The organism is Streptomyces sp. NPDC057617 (assembly GCF_042800555.1).
Taxonomy (GTDB): Bacteria; Actinomycetota; Actinomycetes; order Streptomycetales; family Streptomycetaceae; genus Streptomyces.
In genome coordinates this window covers 125,599-144,615 of record NZ_JBHVGV010000009.1, presented here as the reverse complement: position 1 = coordinate 144,615, position 19,017 = coordinate 125,599, and the positions used below count along the sequence as shown (strand labels likewise).

Sequence of the window (19,017 nt, the reverse complement as noted above, 5' to 3'; positions counted from 1 at the left end):
CCACACCGCCGCCGCCGACACGGAGGCAGTCACATGACCGCCCTCCGCGCCTCACTCCGTATCAGCCGCAACGCCCTTCGCGCCCACAAGCGGCGCTTCGCCGGTACCTTCACCGCCGTTCTGCTCGGCGTCGGTTTTCTGACCGGCACGCTCGTCATGGGGGACACGCTGCGCGGCAGCTTCGACACCATGTTCGGGGAGGCCGCGGGCGGTACCGACGCCGTTGTCCGCAGCTCCCGCGTGGTCACGGTCCCCGGTGACGCCCAGGGCACCCGGCAGCCCGTCGACACCGCGCTGATCGGCCGGATCGAGCGGATCCCCGAAGTCGCCGCCGCCGAACCGAAGATCGAGGGCGCCGGGCAGCTCGTCGGCAAGGACGGCAGGCCCATCGGCGGCCAGGGCCCGCCCACCCTCGCCGGCAACTGGATCGAGGACCCGCGGCTCAACCCGTACCGGCTCGCCGAAGGCCGTCTGCCGGCCCGCAGCGGCGAGGTCGTCGTCAATCGCGGCGCCGCCGAGACCGGCGGTCTGCGGATCGGCGACCGTACCGTCCTGCGCACCCCCGACCCGGTCGACGTGACTGTCGTCGGCCTGGCGACCTTCGCCGGCGAGGACGGCATGGCCCAGGTCACCTACACCGGTATGACCCGGGCCGACGCCGAGAAGTACCTCACCCCGAAGCCCGGTGAGGCCGCGAGCATCCAGGTACGCGCGGGCCCCGGCATCAGCCAGCGGGACCTCGTGGCCGCGCTCACCCCCGTACTGCCGGACGGCGTCGAAGCCATCACGGGGCAGGAGTCTGCCGACGAGAACCAGGACATGATCTCCGGTCAGTTCCTCGGCCTCTTCACCACCCTGCTGCTGGTGTTCTCCGGGATCGTGCTGCTTGTCGCGACCTTCTCCATCCACAACACTTTCGCCATCGTCGTCGCCCAGCGCACCCGCGAGAACGCCCTGCTGCGCGCGCTCGGCGCCTCCCGCGCCCAGGTCGTCGGCTCGACCCTCGCCGAGGCGACGGTCGTGGCACTGGCCGCCTCCGCCGCCGGACTGCTCGGCGGCATCGGGATCGCGGCGGGCCTCCAGGCGCTGTTCCCCGCTGTCGGATTCCCCTTCCCCGAAGGCCCCCTGGTGATCGGCGCGCTCTCCCTGCTGCTGCCGCTCGCCGTCGGTGTGGTCGTCTGTCTGGGGTCCGCGCTGCTGCCCGCCGTACGGGCAGGGCGCACCGCCCCGCTGGCCGCGCTGCGCGAGACCGCGGTGGACCATTCGGGTGGCTCCAGGGCCCGCGCGCTCGCCGGTACGGCCCTGGGCGCGGCGGGCGCGGCCGCGATCCTGACCGGGGTGTTCGCCACGCCCTCGCTGCCGCTCGCCGGAGCGGGCGCGGTGCTGGCCCTGGTCTCCTTCGTGGTGCTCGGCCCGGTCGCCTCCTCGTACGCCGTACGGATCCTGGGCGCGCCCCTGGACCGGTTCCGTGGTGTCTCGGGCGGGCTGGCCAGGCGTAACGCGCTGCGCAGCCCCAAGCGCACCGCGGCGACCGCCACCGCGCTGATGATCGGGGTCGCGGTCGTCTCGCTGTTCACGGTCTTCGGGGCCTCGCTGAAGGCCACCATGGACCGGACAGTGGACCGTTCCTTCGCCGGGGATCTCGCGGTGAGCGCACCGGCCTTCGGCGGCGGAGGCAGCGGACTGAGCCCCCGGCTCGCCCCCGCCCTCGCGAAGCTGCCCGAGGTGGACACCGCCGTGGGCCTGGGCAAGGGCGTGGCCGAGGTCGACGGGCAGGGCCGCGCGCTGACCGTCACCGACCCGGCCGCGCTCGCCAAGGGCTTCGACCTGGGCTCCGTACAGGGCTCTCTGACCGGTCTCGGTACGGACGGGATCGCGGTCTCGGACACCGAGGCCGGCGAGCGGGGTCTCAAGCTCGGCGGTACCACCGAACTCGCCTTCACCGACGGTAAAAAGCAAACCTTCACGGTCCGTGCCCTCTACGGACAGTCGGAGCTGGCGGGCGACTATGTGATCACCCGGGCCGCCTGGGCGCCGCACCGCGCGCGGGACTCCGACTCCCTGGTCTCCGTCACGTTCCGGGACGGTGTCCCGGCCGCCACCGGCGAGGCGGCGGTCGAGAAGACGGCACGGGCGTACGGGAACCCCGAGGTGCAGACCCGGGACGAGTACGCGCGTACCGCGGCGGGGGCCATCGACATGATGCTGACCCTCGTCTACGCGCTGCTCGCCCTCGCCGTGGTGATCGCCCTGCTCGGGATCGCCAATACGCTCACCCTCGCGATCCACGAGCGGACCAGGGAACTCGGTCTGCTGCGGGCCGTCGGCCAGACCCGGTCCCAGCTCCGGGCCATGGTCCGCTGGGAATCGGTGCTGGTCGCCGCGTTCGGTACGGCCGGGGGACTGGCGCTGGGCGGGCTTCTCGGCTGGGTCATGGTCAAGGCCTCCGAGGGCACCGGGGACACGCCCTTCGCCTTCGCCGTACCGCCGGTACAACTGACAGTCGTCGCGGTCGTCGGCGTGGTGGCCGGTGCGATCGCGGGCTGGCGGCCCGCGCGCAGGGCCGCGCGCCTGGACGTACTGCGCGCCGTCGCCGTGGAGTAGGAGCAGATGCGGGTCGAGTAGGTGGATAGGTGGAGTAGCAGGAGTGGAGTAGCCGTGGAGTAGCAGGAGCGGCTGGTCGGGAGCGGGTGGTTACGGGCTACGGGTTACGAGGGCTACGGGTTACGGGCCAAAGCACGGTGGCCGGGCCGGTCAAACCGGTCAGGCCACCACGAACGACCGGGCCGTTGCCGGCCGGTACGTACCGTCCGGCGCTCCGAACTCGGCGCCCGGGAAGGGGCCGTCGGTCGTCGCGCCGTACACCGGACGCTGGGACAGAGCGAGGGCGGCGGGCGGGGCGGGGAGCGTGAACCAGATGCTCTTGCCCGTCTCGCCCCGGGGGCGTACGCCCCAGCTCTCGCTCACGGCCGCGATCAGTGCGAGACCACGGCCGCTGGTATCGAAGGGACTGGCACGGTTGACCGTCGGTATCCGGGGGTCGTGGTCACTGACCGAGACCGTGAGGCGTTCGAGCAGCAGCTCGATATCGACGGTGCACAGCTTGTCGGGCTGCGCGTGCCGGTGGACGTTGGTCAGCAGCTCGGTGACGCCGAGTGCCGCTTGGTCGATCAAGGGATCGAGATGCCAGAAGCGCAATTGCGCGGAGATGATTCTGCGGACCTGGCCGATCCGCGACGGCAGGGCCTGGAGCTCCACCGTGCAGTGCCTGCTGGGCTGGCTGATCACGGCTGCGACTCCCCGAATGGAGGTGAGGAAGACGACGAAGGACTGGGACGCGGCAACTGGCTCGCCCAGAGGCTGCTGTTCCCGCTCGACGGAGGGCTGGATCTCAGCGTTACCGCCGGTTCACCCTGAGTGATGTGAGACCAGAGTGAAGCAGGGGGTCCGGCTTCGCAACTCGCAGCGGATCAGGGGCGGATCAGGGCCGGTTCGGGGAGTGATCAAGCATTGATCGGGGCAGCTCAGATCTTCGTACGAGGGCAGCTCAGGTCTTTGTACGGCCGGCCCGGCTGACGGCCTCCAGGAACCGCCCCGCCAGCGCTGTCGCGTCCGGTCTCTGCCCGCGCTGCCCCATGGTCAGCCGGTAGCGGATCCCGTTCACGGTGGCGACCGTGCTGCCACGGCCCGCGAACCAGGGCCTCGCCGCCCGTACGGCCCGCAGGGGCGCGCTGTCGATCACCCGGCCGTAGCTGGTCAGCAGCGCCAGTCTGCCGTCCTGGATGAGGACCTGACCGGCCTTGGTGAGGGAGCGGGGCCACCGCTCGATCCGTACCCCGCGCGCGTCGAACTCCGGCTCAGCCATGGCGTTCAGCCCCCTCCGTGCCCATTCCCCTCACAGGCAGTCTGCCCAAGTATGCGCCTGGACACCAGACCGCCTTGCGCAGGGGTGTCCAAGGCAGTGCTATGGCACCCCAAAGGCGATGTTTGCCCAGGTGGTGCCGGTACCGTCGGGAGGCATGACGCAGCGAGACAGTACGCAGCGAGACAGCGGGCGAGACAGTGCGCGGGACGGTACGCGGGCGACCGTCGACGCCGACCGCAGCGACCCCGGCTACCGGGCCTGGCTCAAGGAAGCCGTACGGAAGGTCCAGGCCGACGCCAACCGCTCCGCGGACACCCACCTGCTCCGCTTCCCGCTGCCCGAGCGGTGGGGTATCGACCTCTATCTCAAGGACGAGTCGACCCATCCGACCGGCAGTCTCAAGCACCGGCTCGCCCGCTCGCTCTTCCTCTACGGCCTGTGCAACGGCTGGATCCGCCCCGGCAAACCGGTGATCGAGGCGTCCAGCGGTTCGACGGCGGTCTCCGAGGCGTACTTCGCGAAACTGATCGGGGTGCCGTTCATCGCGGTCATGCCCCGTACGACCAGCGCCGAGAAGTGCAGGCTGATCGAATTCCACGGCGGGCGCTGCCACTTCGTCGACGACTCGCGGAAACTGTACGAGGAGTCCGCCGAGCTGGCCGCCAGAACCGGCGGCCACTACATGGACCAGTTCACCTACGCCGAGCGCGCCACCGACTGGCGCGGCAACAACAACATCGCCGAATCGATCTACCAGCAGCTCCGGCTGGAGCGCTATCCCGAGCCCGCCTGGATCGTCGCCACGGCCGGGACGGGCGGCACCTCGGCGACCATCGCGCGCTATGTGCACTACATGCAGTACGACACCCGGGTCTGTGTTCCCGACCCGGAGAACTCCTGTTTCTTCGACGGCTGGACCCGGCACGACCCGGCGGCGTGCAGCGAGCGCGGCTCCCGGATCGAGGGCATCGGGCGGCCACGGATGGAACCGAGCTTCGTACCGGGTGCCATCGACCGGATGATGAAGGTGCCGGACGCGGCGAGCGTCGCGGCCGTACGGGCGCTGGAGCGGGCCATCGGGCGGAAGGCGGGCGGCTCGACGGGCACCGGGCTGTGGAGCGCGCTCAAGATCGTGGGCGAGATGGTCGCGGAGGGGCGGCAGGGCAGTGTGGTCACGCTGCTGTGCGATCCGGGCGACCGGTATCTCGACAAGTACTACTCGGATGCCTGGCTCGCCCAACAGGGCCTGGACATCGGCCCGTACACGGTGACGCTGGACCAGTTCCTGACGGACGGCGTCTGGCCGGACAACGCCTGACGCCGCCGTGATGCCGACGGCCGTCGGTGTCAGGCCTTGGCGTCAAGTCTTGGCGTCATGCCTTGGTGAGGCGGCGGTCCAGCGCGCGTACCGAGCTGTGGAACGTACGGCCCATGGCCGGCCGGGAGCCCCGCAGCACGGCCCGGTACAGAGCGGTCCCGTCCGTGGCGACCGTCCATCGCACCCTGGTCCCGTCACCGGTGGGCGCCAGCCGCCATGCCTCCAACAGGGCGTGTGCGCCAGGTGCGTTGGTCTCGTCGGTACGGTAGGCGTAGAGCACATCCGGCTGCGCGGCCAGCACCGTCTCCCGGAAGCGCGTACCGCCCGTGAGCCGGACCGTACGGCCCTCCGGGGTGGGCATGGCCGCTGTCAGCCCGCTGAACCACTCGGGCCAGGACTCCGTCTCGACGGCGAGCGCCCGGTACACCGCGTCCGGCGGGGCGGCCATCGTGCCCGTGAACACCAGGCGCACCGGCGCGGTGTCGGCGAAGTCCAGTTCCACGGGACGGAGTTGGCGGGCCATGGACAGCACATCCCTGAACGGAGTCGAAGGGGTCTGACGGACCGTACAGTCTAGTGCGCGGTACGCGGCGGGCGCCCCGGCCCGGTGTGCGGCAAACGGCTCACAGCGTGGCCGGACACCAGCCGCCCGGCGCAGCGGCTGCCCGCCCGGTGTCCGGCGTCAGGTGTCTCCCGCGCGCAGGAGGTCCTCCGGCTCGCCCGCCACCACCAGATCCGGCAGCAGCTCGGCCATCTCCTCGCGCGCCTGGGCCGACAGCCCCGCGTCCGTCACCAGCGTGTCCACCTGGTCCAGTGTCGCGAAGGAACTCAGGCCCACCGTGCCCCACTTGGTGTGGTCGGCGATGACCACCACCCGGCGCGCCGACCGGATGAACCGCCGGTTGGTCTCCGCCTCGCCCAGGTTCGGTGTGGACAGCCCGGCCTCCGCCGAGATGCCGTGCACCCCGAGGAACAGCACATCGAAGTGGAGCGAACGGATCGCCTGATCGGCCACCGGGCCCACCAGCGAGTCCGACGGAGTGCGCACCCCGCCCGTCAGCACCACCATCGCCGCGCCGGAACGCCCGCCGCCCGCCGCACCGGCCCGCTGCGCCGCGTGGAACACATCGGCGACCCGTGTCGAATTGGTGACGACCGTCAGGTCCGGTACGTCCACGAGATGGTGTGCCATGGCGTACGTCGTCGTCCCGCCGGACAGCGCGATGGCGCTGCCGGGCACCACCATCGACGCCGCGGCCCGTGCGATCTCCTCCTTGGCAGCCAGCTCCAGTCCCGACTTCGCCTCGAACCCCGGCTCGTGCGTACTCGCCTCGACCACCGGCACCGCGCCGCCGTGCACCTTCTCCAGGACGCCCTGGCGGGCCAGCGCGTCCAGATCGCGGCGGACCGTCATGTCCGAGACATTGAGCCTGCGCGTCAGCTCGTTGACCCGCACCCCGCCGCGCCGGCGCACCTCGTCCAGGATCAGGGCACGGCGCTGCTCCGCGAGGAGATTCTGACTGTCGGTCACCGCCGGTCCCTGTCCTTCCGTGTCATCGCCATCACCAGCGCATCGCTGTCGCCGTCCGCGCGGCCGTCCCGGCCCGCACGGCATCAGCCGTGGTCGTACGGTCTCGTCCCCGATGGCCGGGGATGTCCGATCAGCGCGGGTCCCTCATCCTCCCACGCGGTTCGGACACCGGCGCCGGGGGTTGGGGAGCCGGGCGCCGGGGAAGCTCCGTGTGGGCCCCGCGGCGCACGGCCGGGAACCGGGATTCCGGTGCTCCCCGGCCCGCGCCCGCCCCGTGCCCGGCTCGGCCTGCCACTCCCGTACATCCCATTAGTCCTGCTCCTCCCTATTTCTCGCCATTTCTCCTTATTTGTTCCCGTCACTCCTGTCACTCCGAGAGCGAGTCAGCGAAGTGCCCTCAGAAACCCAGGATCCGCGCAGCGGCGCAGCCGCCCTCGAACTGCTCATTCACGGCGTCGGCGGCGCCACCCCGCAGGAGATGCTCGACGATCCGCGTACGGTCAGGATCACCGGCGACAAGACGGCCGCCGTCTACCGGCGAACGGACGACGCCGACGCTGAGCGGCACCCCGGGCGGTACGCCGACGGGCCCGTCCCCGAGGCGTACTGCTGGTCCAATCTCACCTCCGGCAACGGCTCGCGCGCCCTGTGGCTCCTGCTGCTCCCGTTCATGGTGGTCAATCTGGCGCACTGGATGCGGCCGGCCACCAAGGGCCTGGGCTGGGCCCAGCGGCTGTACGGACTCCTCATACGGCTGGTCGCGCTCACCCTCACCGTGCTGCTGACCGCCACGGCCTGCGAGGTCGCGCTGGATCTGACGGCATGGCAGTGCGCCGGTTCCGCGAGCTGTGTCGCGGAGCGGTCCTGGCTCGGCTTCCTGTCGCCGGAGGGGCACGGCTGGTGGGCGCAGCCGGGCCGCCGGCTCGCCCTCGCCGCGCTGGTGCCCACGGCGCTGGTGGTGCTGCTCTGGTACCTGTCCAACCGGACCTGGAGCGCGTACGAGTCGCAGCGCCCGCCCACCAATGGGCAGTCGGCCGGATTCGGCACCCACAACGAACAGCCCGAGCAGCCCCACACGACCGGCCGGCCCGCCGACGACCAGCGGCCCTCCGCGAGCCAAGGTCCGGCGCGGACACGGCCCGCGCTCGGCCGACCCGGGTTCTGGTACGGCCGCAGGCTCGTCGCCCGGCTCCGCGCCGCGCACACCGCCGCCGGTTTCCTCACCGTCGCCGCCGTGCTCACGGAGGCCGTCACCGACCACGACACCGCCGTCGACAGCGGTCCGGGGGCCCTGCTCGGCCGGCTGCTCCAGGCAACGCTGGTCGTCTGCGCGGCCGTTGTGCTCTGGGTGGTGTGCAGCAGGGGCCGCAGCGAGCGCAGGCGCGACACCACCCTCGACCGGATGCTGATCAGCGTCCTGCCCGTCACCGCCCTCGCCCTGCTCGTCCTGGCTGTGGTCTATGCGGCCTGGTCCCGGCCCGGCTGGGTCTCCGCCGGTACGCTCCCCGGCGACATCGCCTTCCGGGTGATCGCCCTCGCACAGGTCGCCCTTGTCGTCGCGCTCGCCGTCACCGCTTATGTCCTGCACCGCCCCGTGGCCCATCGCAGGACCGCGATGCGCGGCCTCGGTGGACCCGCCGTCGCGATGCTCGCCTGCGCGCTGGGCGGAGTGATGACAGGGGGAGTCGCCCAGTGGGTCGCCGACCGGCTCGACGGGGACGCCACCCCGGGCATGGGCGAGGGCGCGATCGCGGGCCCGCCGGTGCTGCTGAGCTGGCAGGCATCGGTCATCCCCGTTCTGCTCGCGCTGCTGCTGATCCCGGCCGCCGTCCTCGGTGTCCGTACCGTACGGGCCACCCGCAGGCTGATGCCCGACGTCCAGGCGGAGTACGGCGCTTACGGCACGGCGGGCGAGCACGGAACCGAGCGCGTCAAGACCGGCACGGACACCGCTCGTACCCGCCAGGTGGCGGGCGCCCGCGCCGCGGCCGCGCTCACCGACGCCGCGCCCTGGCTGGTCGGCCTGATCTCCGGTGCGGCCCTGCTCCTCGGCTCCGCCGCGCTCGTCGGCTCCTGGCTCAGCGGCGAGGTGCCCGGCCAGGCTGCCAAGGGCACCGACTCCTTCCTGGAGTCCACGGCCGACATCGCGCAGTCGGTGGGCTCGTGGCTGATCGGCTTCGGCTTCATCCTGTTCGTCACCTGGGGCCGACGCGCCTACCGCGACGCCTCGGCCCGGCGCACCATCGGCATCCTCTGGGACGTCGGCACCTTCTGGCCGCGCGCCGCCCATCCCTTCGCGCCGCCCTGCTACGCCGAGCGCGCCGTCCCCGACCTGACCTGGCGGATCGCCGCCTGGACCGGGACGACCGGCGGCCGGCTCGTCCTCTCGGGCCACTCGCAGGGCAGTGTGCTGGCCGCGGCGGCCGTCTGGCAGTTGCCCGCCGCCGTACGGCACCGGGTGGCGCTGCTGACGTACGGGTCACCGCTGGAGCGGCTGTACGGGCGCTGGTTCCCGGCGTACTTCGGCGCGGGGCCGCTGGGCGAGCTGAGCAGGGAGGTGCACTGCTGGCGCAATCTGTGGCGGGTCACCGACCCGATCGGCGGGCCGGTCCGGGTCCCCGCCCATGACGGCCGGCCCGAGGTGGACTGCGAGCCGTTCAAGGACCCGCTCGCCTTTGCCCGTACGGCACTGCGCCCGCTGCCCGAGCCGGTCCTCGGCCACTCCGACTACCAGGCGGACCCGGCCTTCGCGGCGGAACGGGCCGCGCTGCTCGACCGGCTGCCCCCGCCGGCGGTGCCCCACCAGCGGACCACCGAGGAGCCCACCGAGCGGCCGGCCCAGTGACGCCGATCTTCTTATGGCCCAGGGCCCAGGGCTCAGGGCAGTTCGGGCAGGTCGTCCGCGTAGAGCAGGGTCAGATCGTCCGTACTGGCCTCCGGCAACTGGGCGACCCGGCCCGCGTGCCGCTCCACCATCGACTCGAACGTCTGGCGCGCGGTACGGCCGTTGCCGAAGGCGGGGCCCTTGGGCAGCTCCGTGAAGTACTTCACCAGGGCCTCGGCCGTACCCTCCGCGAGCTGGTACTCCTGCTCCTCGGACTGCTGCCGCACGATCCGCAGCAGCTCCGCCGGATCGTAGTCACTGAAGGTGATGGTCCGTGAGAAACGGGACGCCACACCGGGGTTGACCGTCAGGAAGCGCTCCATCTCCGCGGTGTACCCGGCGACGATCACCACGACGGCGTCCCGGTGGTCCTCCATCAGCTTCACCAGGGTGTCGATGGCTTCCTTGCCGAAGTCCCGTCCCGAGTCCTCGGGGGAGAGGGCGTATGCCTCGTCGATGAAGAGCACCCCGCCGCGCGCCCGGTCGAAGGCCTCCTGCGTACGGATCGCGGTGGAGCCGATGTGCTCGCCGACCAGATCGACACGGGAGACCTCGACGAGATGGCCGCGCTCCAGCACCCCGAGGGAGTGCAGGATCTCGCCGTACAGCCGGGCCACCGTGGTCTTGCCGGTGCCGGGGGAGCCCGTGAAGACGAGATGGCGGCGGACCGAAGCGGCCTTGAGGCCCGCCTCCATGCGGCGCCTGCCGACCTCGATCATGTCCGTGAGCGCCCGGACCTCCCGCTTGACGCTCTCCAGACCGACCAGGGCGTCGAGTTCGCCGAGGACGTCCTCCGAGGAGCGCGCGGGCGCCGAGGCCGGGACGGTGTCCGCCGGCTTCGCGGTCGCGGCGGCGGGCTGCGCGGGGACCGCCCCCAGCAGCCCGGTGGTCTGGGTCGCGGTCAGTACGGTGGGCGGCTCGGAGGACGGTGTCAGGACACCGCTCTCGTCGCTCGTGCAGTCCTCGGCGGTCGGGCCGTCCTCCGCGAACTCGTACCCGCCGCGCGCACACCGTTCCGTACGGCACCGCGTCAGCGTCGTACGGCAGCCGTCCATCACATGGAAGCCATAGCCGCCGCTGCCCGTGACCCGGCAGTTGTGGAAGGTGCCGCGACCCTCGGCGGAGACGTAGAAGCCCGCCTCGGCCGGCGAGGTGACCGTACAGCGCTCGATGGTCGGATCGGCGCCCTTGGTGACGATGACCCCGGTCTGAACGGCGTCTATGGTGCAGGAGTTGAGGGTGCCGCCGCTGCCGTGGTCGCGGAACCAGGCGCCGGTGGAGGCCTCCCTGATCCGGCAGTCGTCGAGCTGCGCGGTCGCGCCGTCGCTCACCGACACGGCGGTGTTCCGCACCTGGGAGATGTCGCTGTCGACGACATCGGCGCGCGAGCCGCGGTCGAGGACAAAGAGCGCGTCGGGCACGTCGTGCACCCGGCAGGAGTCGAGGACGACGGTCGCGCCGTCGCTGACCCACACGGCCGGATAGTCGCCCGTGCTGTCGTGGATCTCGCACTGGTTGGCGTCGACGCGGGTGCCCGGGTCCCAGACGGAGAGCCCGTTGCGGCCGAAGCGCCGCACCGTGGAGCGGGTCAGGGTCAGCACCGAACGGGAACGCAGATCGACCGCGTTCTCCGGGATGTCATGGATGTCGCAGTCGGAGAGGGTGAGGACGGCGTCGGTGTCGAGGGTTATGCCGTCGGCGGAGGTGCGGTGCACGGACGAGTCGGTGAGATGGGCGGCGGCGCGGGACGCGATCTGCACACCCGTGCCCTTGATCTCGTACACCTCGCAGCCGATCGCCTCCATGCCGCTGCCCTCACCGGTGACGGACAGGCCCGCGCCGGAGGCGTGGTGGATCCGGCAGCGCTCCAGCCGGGGGTGCGCGCCGCCGCGTACCGAGATGCCGGCCTGTCCGGCCGCGACGATCTCGCACTCCTCGAACACCCCGCCCGCGCCGTCGAGTACGCCGATGCCGACACCGGCCGGGTTGTCGACGGTGCAGCGCCGGACGGTGGGCCGGGCCGCGCCCCGTACCTCGATGCCCGCCGCCGAGCGGGTCACGACGCGCAGCTCGATCAGCTCGGGCGCGCCGTCCTCGACGAGCAGCGCGGGCGATGTGGCGTCCTGGCCCTCGACATGGAGGTCCTGGATGGTGGCGGAGGCGCGGACGGTCAGCGGCACACCGTCGGCGGGCGCGATACGGACGGAGCCGAGCGAGCCCTCGGGACCGCGCAGCGTGACGGCGCGCGCCACGATGAGATTCTCCCGGTACGTGCCGGGGGCGACGGTGAGGATGTCGCCGTCGCCCGCCGCCTCCAGGGCGGCGGCGAGGGAGGTGTACTCGCCCGTGCGGCGACGCCAACGCGAAGTTCCGGTGTGCGTCACCTGGACCGTGCCCTGTGCCATGGCGCTGTTGTGCCCCCACCTCGTGCGTGTGCGCGTGTTGTGCCGTCCGGGGCCCCGGCCCCGCAGAGGACCTGGGGCGGGACCGTGCGGCACCACCGTAGCGCGCATGACAGCGCCGAGTTGACGCGAGCGCCGGGTCCCGGCAGCTCGTGGGCGGTACTTCGCCATGCTCACGGGGGTGGGAGCGTCCGGTGGGGCGCGTGGGGCGATGGCCTCGCCGGTCGTACGGACTGCCGGGCTGCCGGGGCACGCGAACCCGGCAAGATCCGGAAGCCAGGACCTAACTGCCCGCGCCGGTGCGGCCCCAGTCCGGGCCCGCCTCGGCCCAGGCCTCGTCGAGCCGCTCGTACCGCCGCCGTACCAAGTGCCATACGACCAGCCGTCTGGCGCACTCCACCAGCCCGGCGGTCAGCGCGGCGATACCGAATCCGGCCAGTACCGCGTGGAGGCGCGCGGCGTCCGTGCTCATCGGGCTCTTGACCGGTCTGCCGCGGTGGTCGGCCCAGATCGGGAAGGTGTCGCCTGGGCGGGGCTCGCGCAGCGGCGACGAGACCGTCCCGGTGTGCGAACTGCCGTCCGCCGCCCGCCAGTTGGCGATCACCCGGCGGCCGAGATCGTGCTCCCTGGCCGACTCGGCGTCGAACGCGCGGACATGGCGGTCCGTGGAGCTGTGCACCACCACGGCGGTCGTACGGTGCCGCTGTTCGTGCTGGCGTCCGATCGTCTGCCGCATGGACGCGTCGACCGCCCGCCCGCCGAACCAGCCGACCGCCGGGACCGCCAGGGCGAGCAGCGTCACCGCCGCCAGCGCGACCCACGCCTCGATCAGATCGGTGCCCCTGCGCAGGGGGTTGCGCCGCCAACGCCAGAGTCCGGTTACGGTGCGCACAGTTCTCACACCCCCTTCCGTGTCCGTTTTAGCCTTGCGGAGCACGGTTTACGCGCGAAGAGCGCGAAGAGAGAGCAAGCTCACCTCATTGTCCCCTGCACCGAGTGGCTCATGCACCGAGCGTGCGGGCCCGGACGCGGGGGGTGTGCCGGGCGGGAGGCCTCCGGACAGGGGCGGTTCTCAGCCGTCCCGGCCGTGTCTCGGCCGTCTCTCAGTCGTCCCGGTCGAGGACCGTGAACGGATCTCCCACCAGGACAGTGCCGGTGGACTCGGGCACGAGGTTCTGCCCGAAGATCAACCGGCCGTCGATCCGGCGGTGGCGCCCAAGGGTGTGCAGCGGCTCCTTGCCGCGCTCGGCGGTGCGCTGGTCCGTCGTCGTGATCACACACCGCCCGCACGGCTTCGCCACCCGGAAGACGACCTCCCCCACGGCGACGCGCCGCCACCCGTCCTCGGCCCAGGCCTCCGTCCCCGCGACCACGAGATTCGGCCGGAACCGGTCCATCGGCAGCGGGCCCTCCTTCTCGTGATCGCCGCGCGCGATCAGGGAGTTGAGGGCGTCGAGCGAACCGAGCGTCGTCACCAGCAGCGGAAACCCGTCCGCGAAGCTGACCGTCTCCCCGGGCCTCGCGAACAGCGGATCGACGGGCCGGCGCGAGGCGGGCGCGTCGAGATGGACGAGCCTGACCTCCACCCCGAGGTAACTGCTCGCCCACGCGTGCGCGTCGTGCCCCGCGGGCACCGCCTCGACCCGTGTCCCGAAAATGTCCACCGCAACCGTGCCGCCCCGCTGCGGCTCCGGCACCCCGACCGTCAGCGGCTCAAGTCCGGGCGCGTACAGCCGGACCCCGCCGTCCGGCTCCGGCCCCGGTTCCGCGCGGGCGAGTGCCAGCCGCGGCTGCTGGCGCTGCGTGACCACCTTTCCCGTGCCGTCGATCAGTGTCCAGCGGCGGTCCCCGGCGAGCCCCCAGGGCTCGATGAGCGCGCGCCCGGGCGTACAGCCGGCCATCGACTTGACCGGATGGATCCGCAGGGCGTGCAGAACGGGGTGGACGGGCTGGTGGGGCGGCTTCGGCATGAAGCCATCCTGTCAGCGCCCTCCGGTTTCGCGCGGTCAGTACCCCCGCGGCTGGTACGGCCTGTTGTATGGATCGTCGTACTGTGTGGGCGGCGCGGGCGCCGGGCGCGGAGCCTGCGCCGGACGCATCGCCTCGTACCCCGTGGCGGGCATCGGGCGCTGCGGCTGCCGCGGTGGCTGGGGCTGCTGCGGCTGGGCGGCCGGGTAACCGCGTGGCGGCGCCTGCTGCGGGATGTACGGCGCGGGCGCGTGCTGCAGCGGCATGGGCTGCGGCATGGGCTGCTGCTGGTAGCCGCCGCCGTACGAGGGGGCGGCGGGCTGGGCGGAAGGACCCGCGGGGAGGGCGGGCAGCGCGGAGGGCAGAGCCGGCAGATAGCTGTTGCCCGTGTCGTAGGCCGAAGGCACTCTGATCGGGGCGATCTGAGGCGTGCCCCGCTCCGCGACCAAGGAGTCGTAGATAGGGGTGTCCGGGAACGACGGCGCGGTGTAGTAACCGCCGCCGTAGGTGGCGCGGGGGGAGGTCATGGAACATAAGTTAAGCCCACGATGTGCCGGTTGGGGAGTCGGATAAGGGGGTTGTTTCGGGAGCTGTGGGTGGCTTCGGATCCCCAATGCGAGCGAACTTGGGAAAAACGGTCGTCCGGCAGTGTTCGGATCGTGTAAAGGGCAAGCTAGCGGGGGGTTACGGCGGGTCTCGCGGGGTCCGAACCGCGTTCCTGCCATTAGGTTTGGCCGCACAAAATCTTCGGACAACCCGACTCGCGATGGGGGCGAGCATGTCCATGCTTAAGGGAGCCAATCTTCCGGTACCGGTACCTGCCGTCCGGGTCGAATTGGGATGGCGTTCAGGACCCGGCGTACCGGACGTGGACGCGTCCGCGCTCCTGCTCGTCTCAGGGAAGGTCCGCTCCGACGCGGACTTCGTCTTCTACAACCAGCCGGAGCACGCCTCGGGCGCCGTACGCCACGAGAACAAGAAGACCGCGGGAGCCGGTGTCACCGACACCGTCACGGTCGATCTCGCGCGTGTGGAGCCCACCGTCGAGCGGATCGTGCTGGCCGCGTCGGCCGACGGCGGCAGCTTCGGCCGGGTGCCGGGGCTCCATGTACGGGTGCTGGACGCCGCGGCGGGTACCGAGATCGCGCGGTACGACAGCCAGGACGCGACCGTCGAGACGGCGTTCGTCCTCGGCGAGCTGTACCGGCGGCAGGGGAGCTGGAAGTTCCGCGCGGTGGGGCAGGGGTACGACAGCGGACTCGCCGGCCTGGCAAGGGATTTCGGAATCTCGGTCGACGAACCGCAGCAGAGCGCGGCGCCCGCGCCGGCCGCGCCCGTTCGTACCGCACGGCCCGCGCCCGCCCGTACGGCCGCACCGCCGGCTCCTCCGGCACCCGCGCCCGCTCCTGCGCCCGCCCCGGCGCCCGTACGGCTCAGCAAAGTCACCCTGACCAAGGAGGCCCCGACCGTCTCCCTCGCCAAGCAGGGCGGCAGTTCCGGCGCGATGCGCGTGAACCTCAACTGGCAGGTGCGCAAACAGTTCAAGGGCTGGGGCGCCAAACTCGGCCGGGCCGTCGCCATGCACGGTGATCTCGATCTCGACCTGTGCGCACTCTATGAACTCAGCGACGGCCGCAAAGGCGTCGTCCAGGCGCTCGGCAATGCCTTCGGCGCGCTCAACCAGCCGCCGTACATCCATCTCGACGGCGACGACCGCACCGGCGGCTCCGCCAGTGGTGAGAACCTCACCATCAACCTCGACCACAAGGACCGGCTGCGCAGGATCGTCATCTTCGTGACGATCTATGAAGGGGCCCGCAGTTTCGCGGATCTCGACGCGACGGTGACTCTCCAGCCGCAGCACGGAGCGCCGATCGACTTCTCACTCGGCGAATGCACCGTGCCCTCGACGGTCTGCTCACTCGCGCTGATCACCAATACCGGCTCGGACCTCGTCGTCCAGCGCGAAGCGCGCTTTCTCGTACCGGAACGCGGCGTGAGTCCGCAGCGGACCATCGATTACGCCTATGGCTGGGGCATGAACTGGACGCCTGGCAGGAAGTGATCCGCGCGCCTGCGGCCCGGACACCGCCGCCTGCGGTCCGGTGGCGTCAGCGGTCCGGTGCGGCCTGGGGGCGGGTGTACGTACGCCCCTTCCAGGCCGCGCCGCGGCCCCGGTAGTGCTGTACGGCGGAGTCGACCGTCATCAGCAGATAGAGCGACGCCGTCAACGGCAGGAGCGGAGCCAGCGCGAGCGTCTGCCGGTAGTACCGCAGCATGGGGATGTACGTCCCCGTCATCACCGCCCACGCGGCGAACCCCAGCCACCCCGCGGCCGTGTCCCCGGCGGACACCCCCACGCCCACCGCGACCGGCGGCGCCAGATAGATCACCGCGAGCCCCGCCACCGTACCGGCGAGCACCAGCGGATTGTGCCTGAGCTGCGCGTAGGCGCTGCGCGAGATCATCCGCCAGAGGTCCGCCAGCCGCGGATACGGACGCACACTGTCCACCCGTTCCGCGAGCCCGAGCCAGATCCGGCCGCCATCGCGCCGTACCGCGCGCGCCAGTGACACATCGTCGATCACGGCCTGATGGATCGACTCGGGAATCCGCGCGCGCACGGCGGCCTCCGTACGGAGGAGGACACAGCCGCCGGCCGCCGCGGCCGTACGCCCGCCGGGACGGTTGATCCAGCGGAACGGATAGAGCTGCGCGAAGAAGTAGACGAACGCCGGTACGACGAGCTTCTCCCACAGGCTCACCACCCGCAGCCGCGCCATCTGCGAGACCAGATCGAGTTCATGCGCGCGGGCGGCGGCCACCAGCTCCCGCAGGCTGTCCGGCTCATGGGCGATGTCGGCGTCCGTCAGCAGCAGATACTCGGGGTCGTGCGCGCGGGCCAGCGCGATGCCGTGGCGCAGCGCCCACAGTTTGCCCGTCCAGCCGGGCTCGGGTTCGCCGGGCGAGGCGACGGTCAGCGGCAGTCCGCCGTACCGTGCGGACAGTTCGCGGGCCAGCGTGCCCGTACCGTCCTCGCTCCCGTCGTCTATCAGGAAGACCTCGGCCTCGCCGGGATAGGCCTGCGCCAGCAGGGACGGCAGGCTCGCGGGCAGCACCGCCGCCTCGTCCCTGGCCGGTACGACGACGGCGACGGACGGCCAGCAGGCAGCGGGGTCCTCGGGTACGTGGTACTCCTCGTGCGCCGGGAGTCGCTGATCCGTACGCCAGAAGAACCCCTGACCCAGCAACAGCCAGCCCCACGCGGCCAGCGAACCCATGGCGATCCAGGCAACGGCACTCACCCGCCGCAGTCTGCCCCACATCGCCGGGACCGCACACGCGGTCGACTATGGTGACCGAGTGAAGATCGCGCTCATGGACTCGGGCATCGGCCTGCTCGCGGCGGCCGACGCCGTACGCAGACGGTGCCCCGAGGCAGATCTCGTCATCTCCTGCGACCCCGACGGCATGCCCTGGGGTCCGCGCTCGCCGGAGGATGTCACCGAGCGGGCCCTCGCCGTCGCCCGCGCCGCCGCGGAGCACCGGCCCGACGCGCTGATCGTGGCGTGCAACACCGCCTCCGTACACGCCCTGCCGACGCTCCGCGCCGAACTGGAGCCGGGGCTGCCGGTCATCGGTACGGTCCCGGCGATCAAGCCGGCCGCGGCCGGCGGCGGGCCTCTCGCGATCTGGGCCACCCCGGCCACCACCGGCAGCCCGTACCAGCACGGTCTGATCCGTGACTTCGCCCCGGCGGTGGACGTCACCGAGGTGCCCTGCCCGGGGCTGGCGGACGCGGTGGACGCCGCCGACGAGGCGGCGATCGACCGAGCGGTGGCCGCGGCGGCGGCGCTCACACCGCGCGATGTAAGGGCCGTCGTCCTGGGCTGCACCCATTACGAACTGGTCGAGGAACGTATTCGTACGGCCCTCCAGCGGCCGGGGCTGCCCGCGGTCGTCCTGTACGGCTCGGCGGACGCGGTCGCGGCACAGGCGCTGCGCAGGGTCGGACCGGTTGTCGCCGGCGGTGCGGGCGGCGGGCCGGGGACGGTGACATCAGTCACGTCGGGAGGGCCGGCGCGGGATCCCGGGGCGGGTCCGTCCGGCGGGCGGCTCACCGTACTGCTCAGCGGACGGGAGGGCGTACTGCCCGAGCCCGCGCTCGCCTACCCGGAAGGGCGGCTCCTCGCCGCCGTCAGCCAGGTGCGCTGACCCGGGCTGACCTGAACGGAGCATCTTCACAGGCGCGTCCGGAGTACGTCCGGAGCGCCTGCTGGACGCCCGCCGCGACCGTACCGAAGACGCGCGGCGGCGAGCGGAGGGCAGACGGGACGCACCGGCCGCCTCGTTCGGAGTACGCGGGGAGCCGGCCGTAAGTGCCCCTGGGGTAACGCGGCATCAGCTCGCCGGGGGGCTACCGGCCCGGCGGAACCTGGGTAGTCTGCAAGACATGAGGGAGCATCCCCGGCATGAGGGCGACGCCGCTGAGCCCTTGCCCGACACCTGGACGGGCCGCGCCACCAACCGTGTGCAGTGGCTCCTCGCCGCCGCGGGCGCCGCGTGCATCGCGCTCGGTGTTCTGCTGGCCGTGGAATTCTCCTGGTCCTCCGGCTTCGCCGCGCTGCTGATGGCGGTCGTCGGCTGTGTGACGGCGGGACTGCTCGTCCTGTTCGGGACGCTGGCGTTCGTCCATGTCGCGGTCCGGGTCGAGGGCGACTGCCTGGAAGTGCGCTGCGGACATATGGGACTGCCGCGCCGCCGCATTCTGCTCGCCCATGTCGTGGACGCCGACTTCGAGCCGCGGGTCACTCCGCGCCAGTGGGGCGGCTGGGGATACCGCTGGCGGCCCGAGAGGGGTACGGCGGTGGTGGTGCGCCGGGGCGAGGCCCTGGTGCTCAAGCTGGGCGACGGCAGGATCTTCACGGTGACGGTGGACGACGCCGAGTCGGCGGTACGGTTCATCCGCAGCCGTCTGCAGCTCGCGCCGAAGCCGAACGCGGCGGGTATCTGAGACCTGGCTCGTCCTACTTACGCCGTCCGCTCATC

At 71.9% G+C, this 19,017-nt stretch carries 15 protein-coding genes; 6 read left to right on the top strand and 9 right to left on the bottom strand.

Annotated elements, in window-relative coordinates; all coding sequences use genetic code 11:
- Nucleotides 1-33 precede the first annotated feature (33 nt).
- The gene (locus ACFU9P_RS22835) at nucleotides 34-2,604 is read left to right on the top strand and encodes an ABC transporter permease (protein ID WP_384083734.1); all 2,571 of its coding nucleotides are present in this window, start codon (nucleotides 34-36) and stop codon (nucleotides 2,602-2,604) included.
- Between the two features lie 159 nt (nucleotides 2,605-2,763).
- Here the strand turns inward: ACFU9P_RS22835 and ACFU9P_RS22830 are convergent, their stop codons facing one another.
- Together ACFU9P_RS22830 and ACFU9P_RS22825 are read right to left on the bottom strand one after the other, a co-directional pair.
- Nucleotides 2,764-3,288, bottom strand: a complete 525-nt coding sequence (locus tag ACFU9P_RS22830; RefSeq protein WP_376372622.1) for an ATP-binding protein — start codon at nucleotides 3,286-3,288, stop codon at nucleotides 2,764-2,766.
- Nucleotides 3,289-3,547: 259 nt separating this feature from the next.
- Nucleotides 3,548-3,865: a hypothetical protein gene (locus tag ACFU9P_RS22825; RefSeq protein ID WP_217310105.1), complete on the bottom strand. Its 318-nt coding sequence runs from the start codon at nucleotides 3,863-3,865 to the stop codon at nucleotides 3,548-3,550.
- A gap of 154 nt (nucleotides 3,866-4,019) precedes the next feature.
- On the opposite strand from ACFU9P_RS22825, the gene ACFU9P_RS22820 reads away from it, so the two are divergent.
- Complete coding sequence (locus tag ACFU9P_RS22820; RefSeq protein WP_384083729.1) at nucleotides 4,020-5,183, top strand: PLP-dependent cysteine synthase family protein; 1,164 nt, start codon at nucleotides 4,020-4,022, stop codon at nucleotides 5,181-5,183.
- Between the two features lie 55 nt (nucleotides 5,184-5,238).
- Here the strand turns inward: ACFU9P_RS22820 and ACFU9P_RS22815 are convergent, their stop codons facing one another.
- A complete protein-coding gene (locus ACFU9P_RS22815; protein WP_384083726.1) occupies nucleotides 5,239-5,706 on the bottom strand; it encodes an SRPBCC family protein in 468 nt (155 codons plus the stop codon).
- A gap of 159 nt (nucleotides 5,707-5,865) precedes the next feature.
- The gene (locus ACFU9P_RS22810) at nucleotides 5,866-6,714 is read right to left on the bottom strand and encodes a DeoR/GlpR family DNA-binding transcription regulator (protein ID WP_384083723.1); all 849 of its coding nucleotides are present in this window, start codon (nucleotides 6,712-6,714) and stop codon (nucleotides 5,866-5,868) included.
- Between the two features lie 391 nt (nucleotides 6,715-7,105).
- On the opposite strand from ACFU9P_RS22810, the gene ACFU9P_RS22805 reads away from it, so the two are divergent.
- Nucleotides 7,106-9,559, top strand: coding sequence for a hypothetical protein (locus ACFU9P_RS22805; RefSeq protein WP_384083720.1), 2,454 nt, complete (start codon nucleotides 7,106-7,108; stop codon nucleotides 9,557-9,559).
- Nucleotides 9,560-9,591: 32 nt separating this feature from the next.
- Here ACFU9P_RS22805 and ACFU9P_RS22800 read toward each other — a convergent pair whose 3' ends face one another.
- The 4 genes from ACFU9P_RS22800 to ACFU9P_RS22785 form a co-directional block, all read right to left on the bottom strand.
- The gene (locus ACFU9P_RS22800; RefSeq protein ID WP_384083717.1) at nucleotides 9,592-12,003 is read right to left on the bottom strand and encodes a right-handed parallel beta-helix repeat-containing protein; all 2,412 of its coding nucleotides are present in this window, start codon (nucleotides 12,001-12,003) and stop codon (nucleotides 9,592-9,594) included.
- A gap of 280 nt (nucleotides 12,004-12,283) precedes the next feature.
- Nucleotides 12,284-12,892 carry a hypothetical protein gene (locus tag ACFU9P_RS22795; protein ID WP_384083715.1) on the bottom strand — a complete coding sequence of 203 codons (609 nt, stop codon included), beginning with the start codon at nucleotides 12,890-12,892 and terminating at the stop codon, nucleotides 12,284-12,286.
- A 211-nt stretch (nucleotides 12,893-13,103) separates the two neighbouring features.
- Nucleotides 13,104-13,970, bottom strand: coding sequence for an MOSC domain-containing protein (locus ACFU9P_RS22790; protein ID WP_384083712.1), 867 nt, complete (start codon nucleotides 13,968-13,970; stop codon nucleotides 13,104-13,106).
- 36 nt (nucleotides 13,971-14,006) lie between these two features.
- Entirely contained in the window at nucleotides 14,007-14,495 is a 489-nt protein-coding gene (locus ACFU9P_RS22785) for a DUF6643 family protein (RefSeq protein WP_376372602.1), read from the bottom strand.
- 251 nt (nucleotides 14,496-14,746) lie between these two features.
- Between ACFU9P_RS22785 and ACFU9P_RS22780 the strand changes: the two genes are divergently transcribed.
- Entirely contained in the window at nucleotides 14,747-16,033 is a 1,287-nt protein-coding gene (locus ACFU9P_RS22780; protein ID WP_384083708.1) for a TerD family protein, read from the top strand.
- Between the two features lie 46 nt (nucleotides 16,034-16,079).
- Here ACFU9P_RS22780 and ACFU9P_RS22775 read toward each other — a convergent pair whose 3' ends face one another.
- Nucleotides 16,080-17,273 (bottom strand): glycosyltransferase, encoded by a 1,194-nt coding sequence (locus ACFU9P_RS22775; RefSeq protein WP_384083705.1) that lies wholly within the window; start codon nucleotides 17,271-17,273, stop codon nucleotides 16,080-16,082.
- Between the two features lie 58 nt (nucleotides 17,274-17,331).
- Here ACFU9P_RS22775 and ACFU9P_RS22770 point away from each other — a divergent pair, with 58 nt between their 5' ends.
- Nucleotides 17,332-18,183: a glutamate racemase gene (locus ACFU9P_RS22770; protein WP_376372593.1), complete on the top strand. Its 852-nt coding sequence runs from the start codon at nucleotides 17,332-17,334 to the stop codon at nucleotides 18,181-18,183.
- A 238-nt stretch (nucleotides 18,184-18,421) separates the two neighbouring features.
- Nucleotides 18,422-18,982, top strand: a complete 561-nt coding sequence (locus tag ACFU9P_RS22765) for a hypothetical protein (RefSeq protein WP_217310115.1) — start codon at nucleotides 18,422-18,424, stop codon at nucleotides 18,980-18,982.
- The last annotated feature ends 35 nt before the right edge of the window (nucleotides 18,983-19,017 follow it).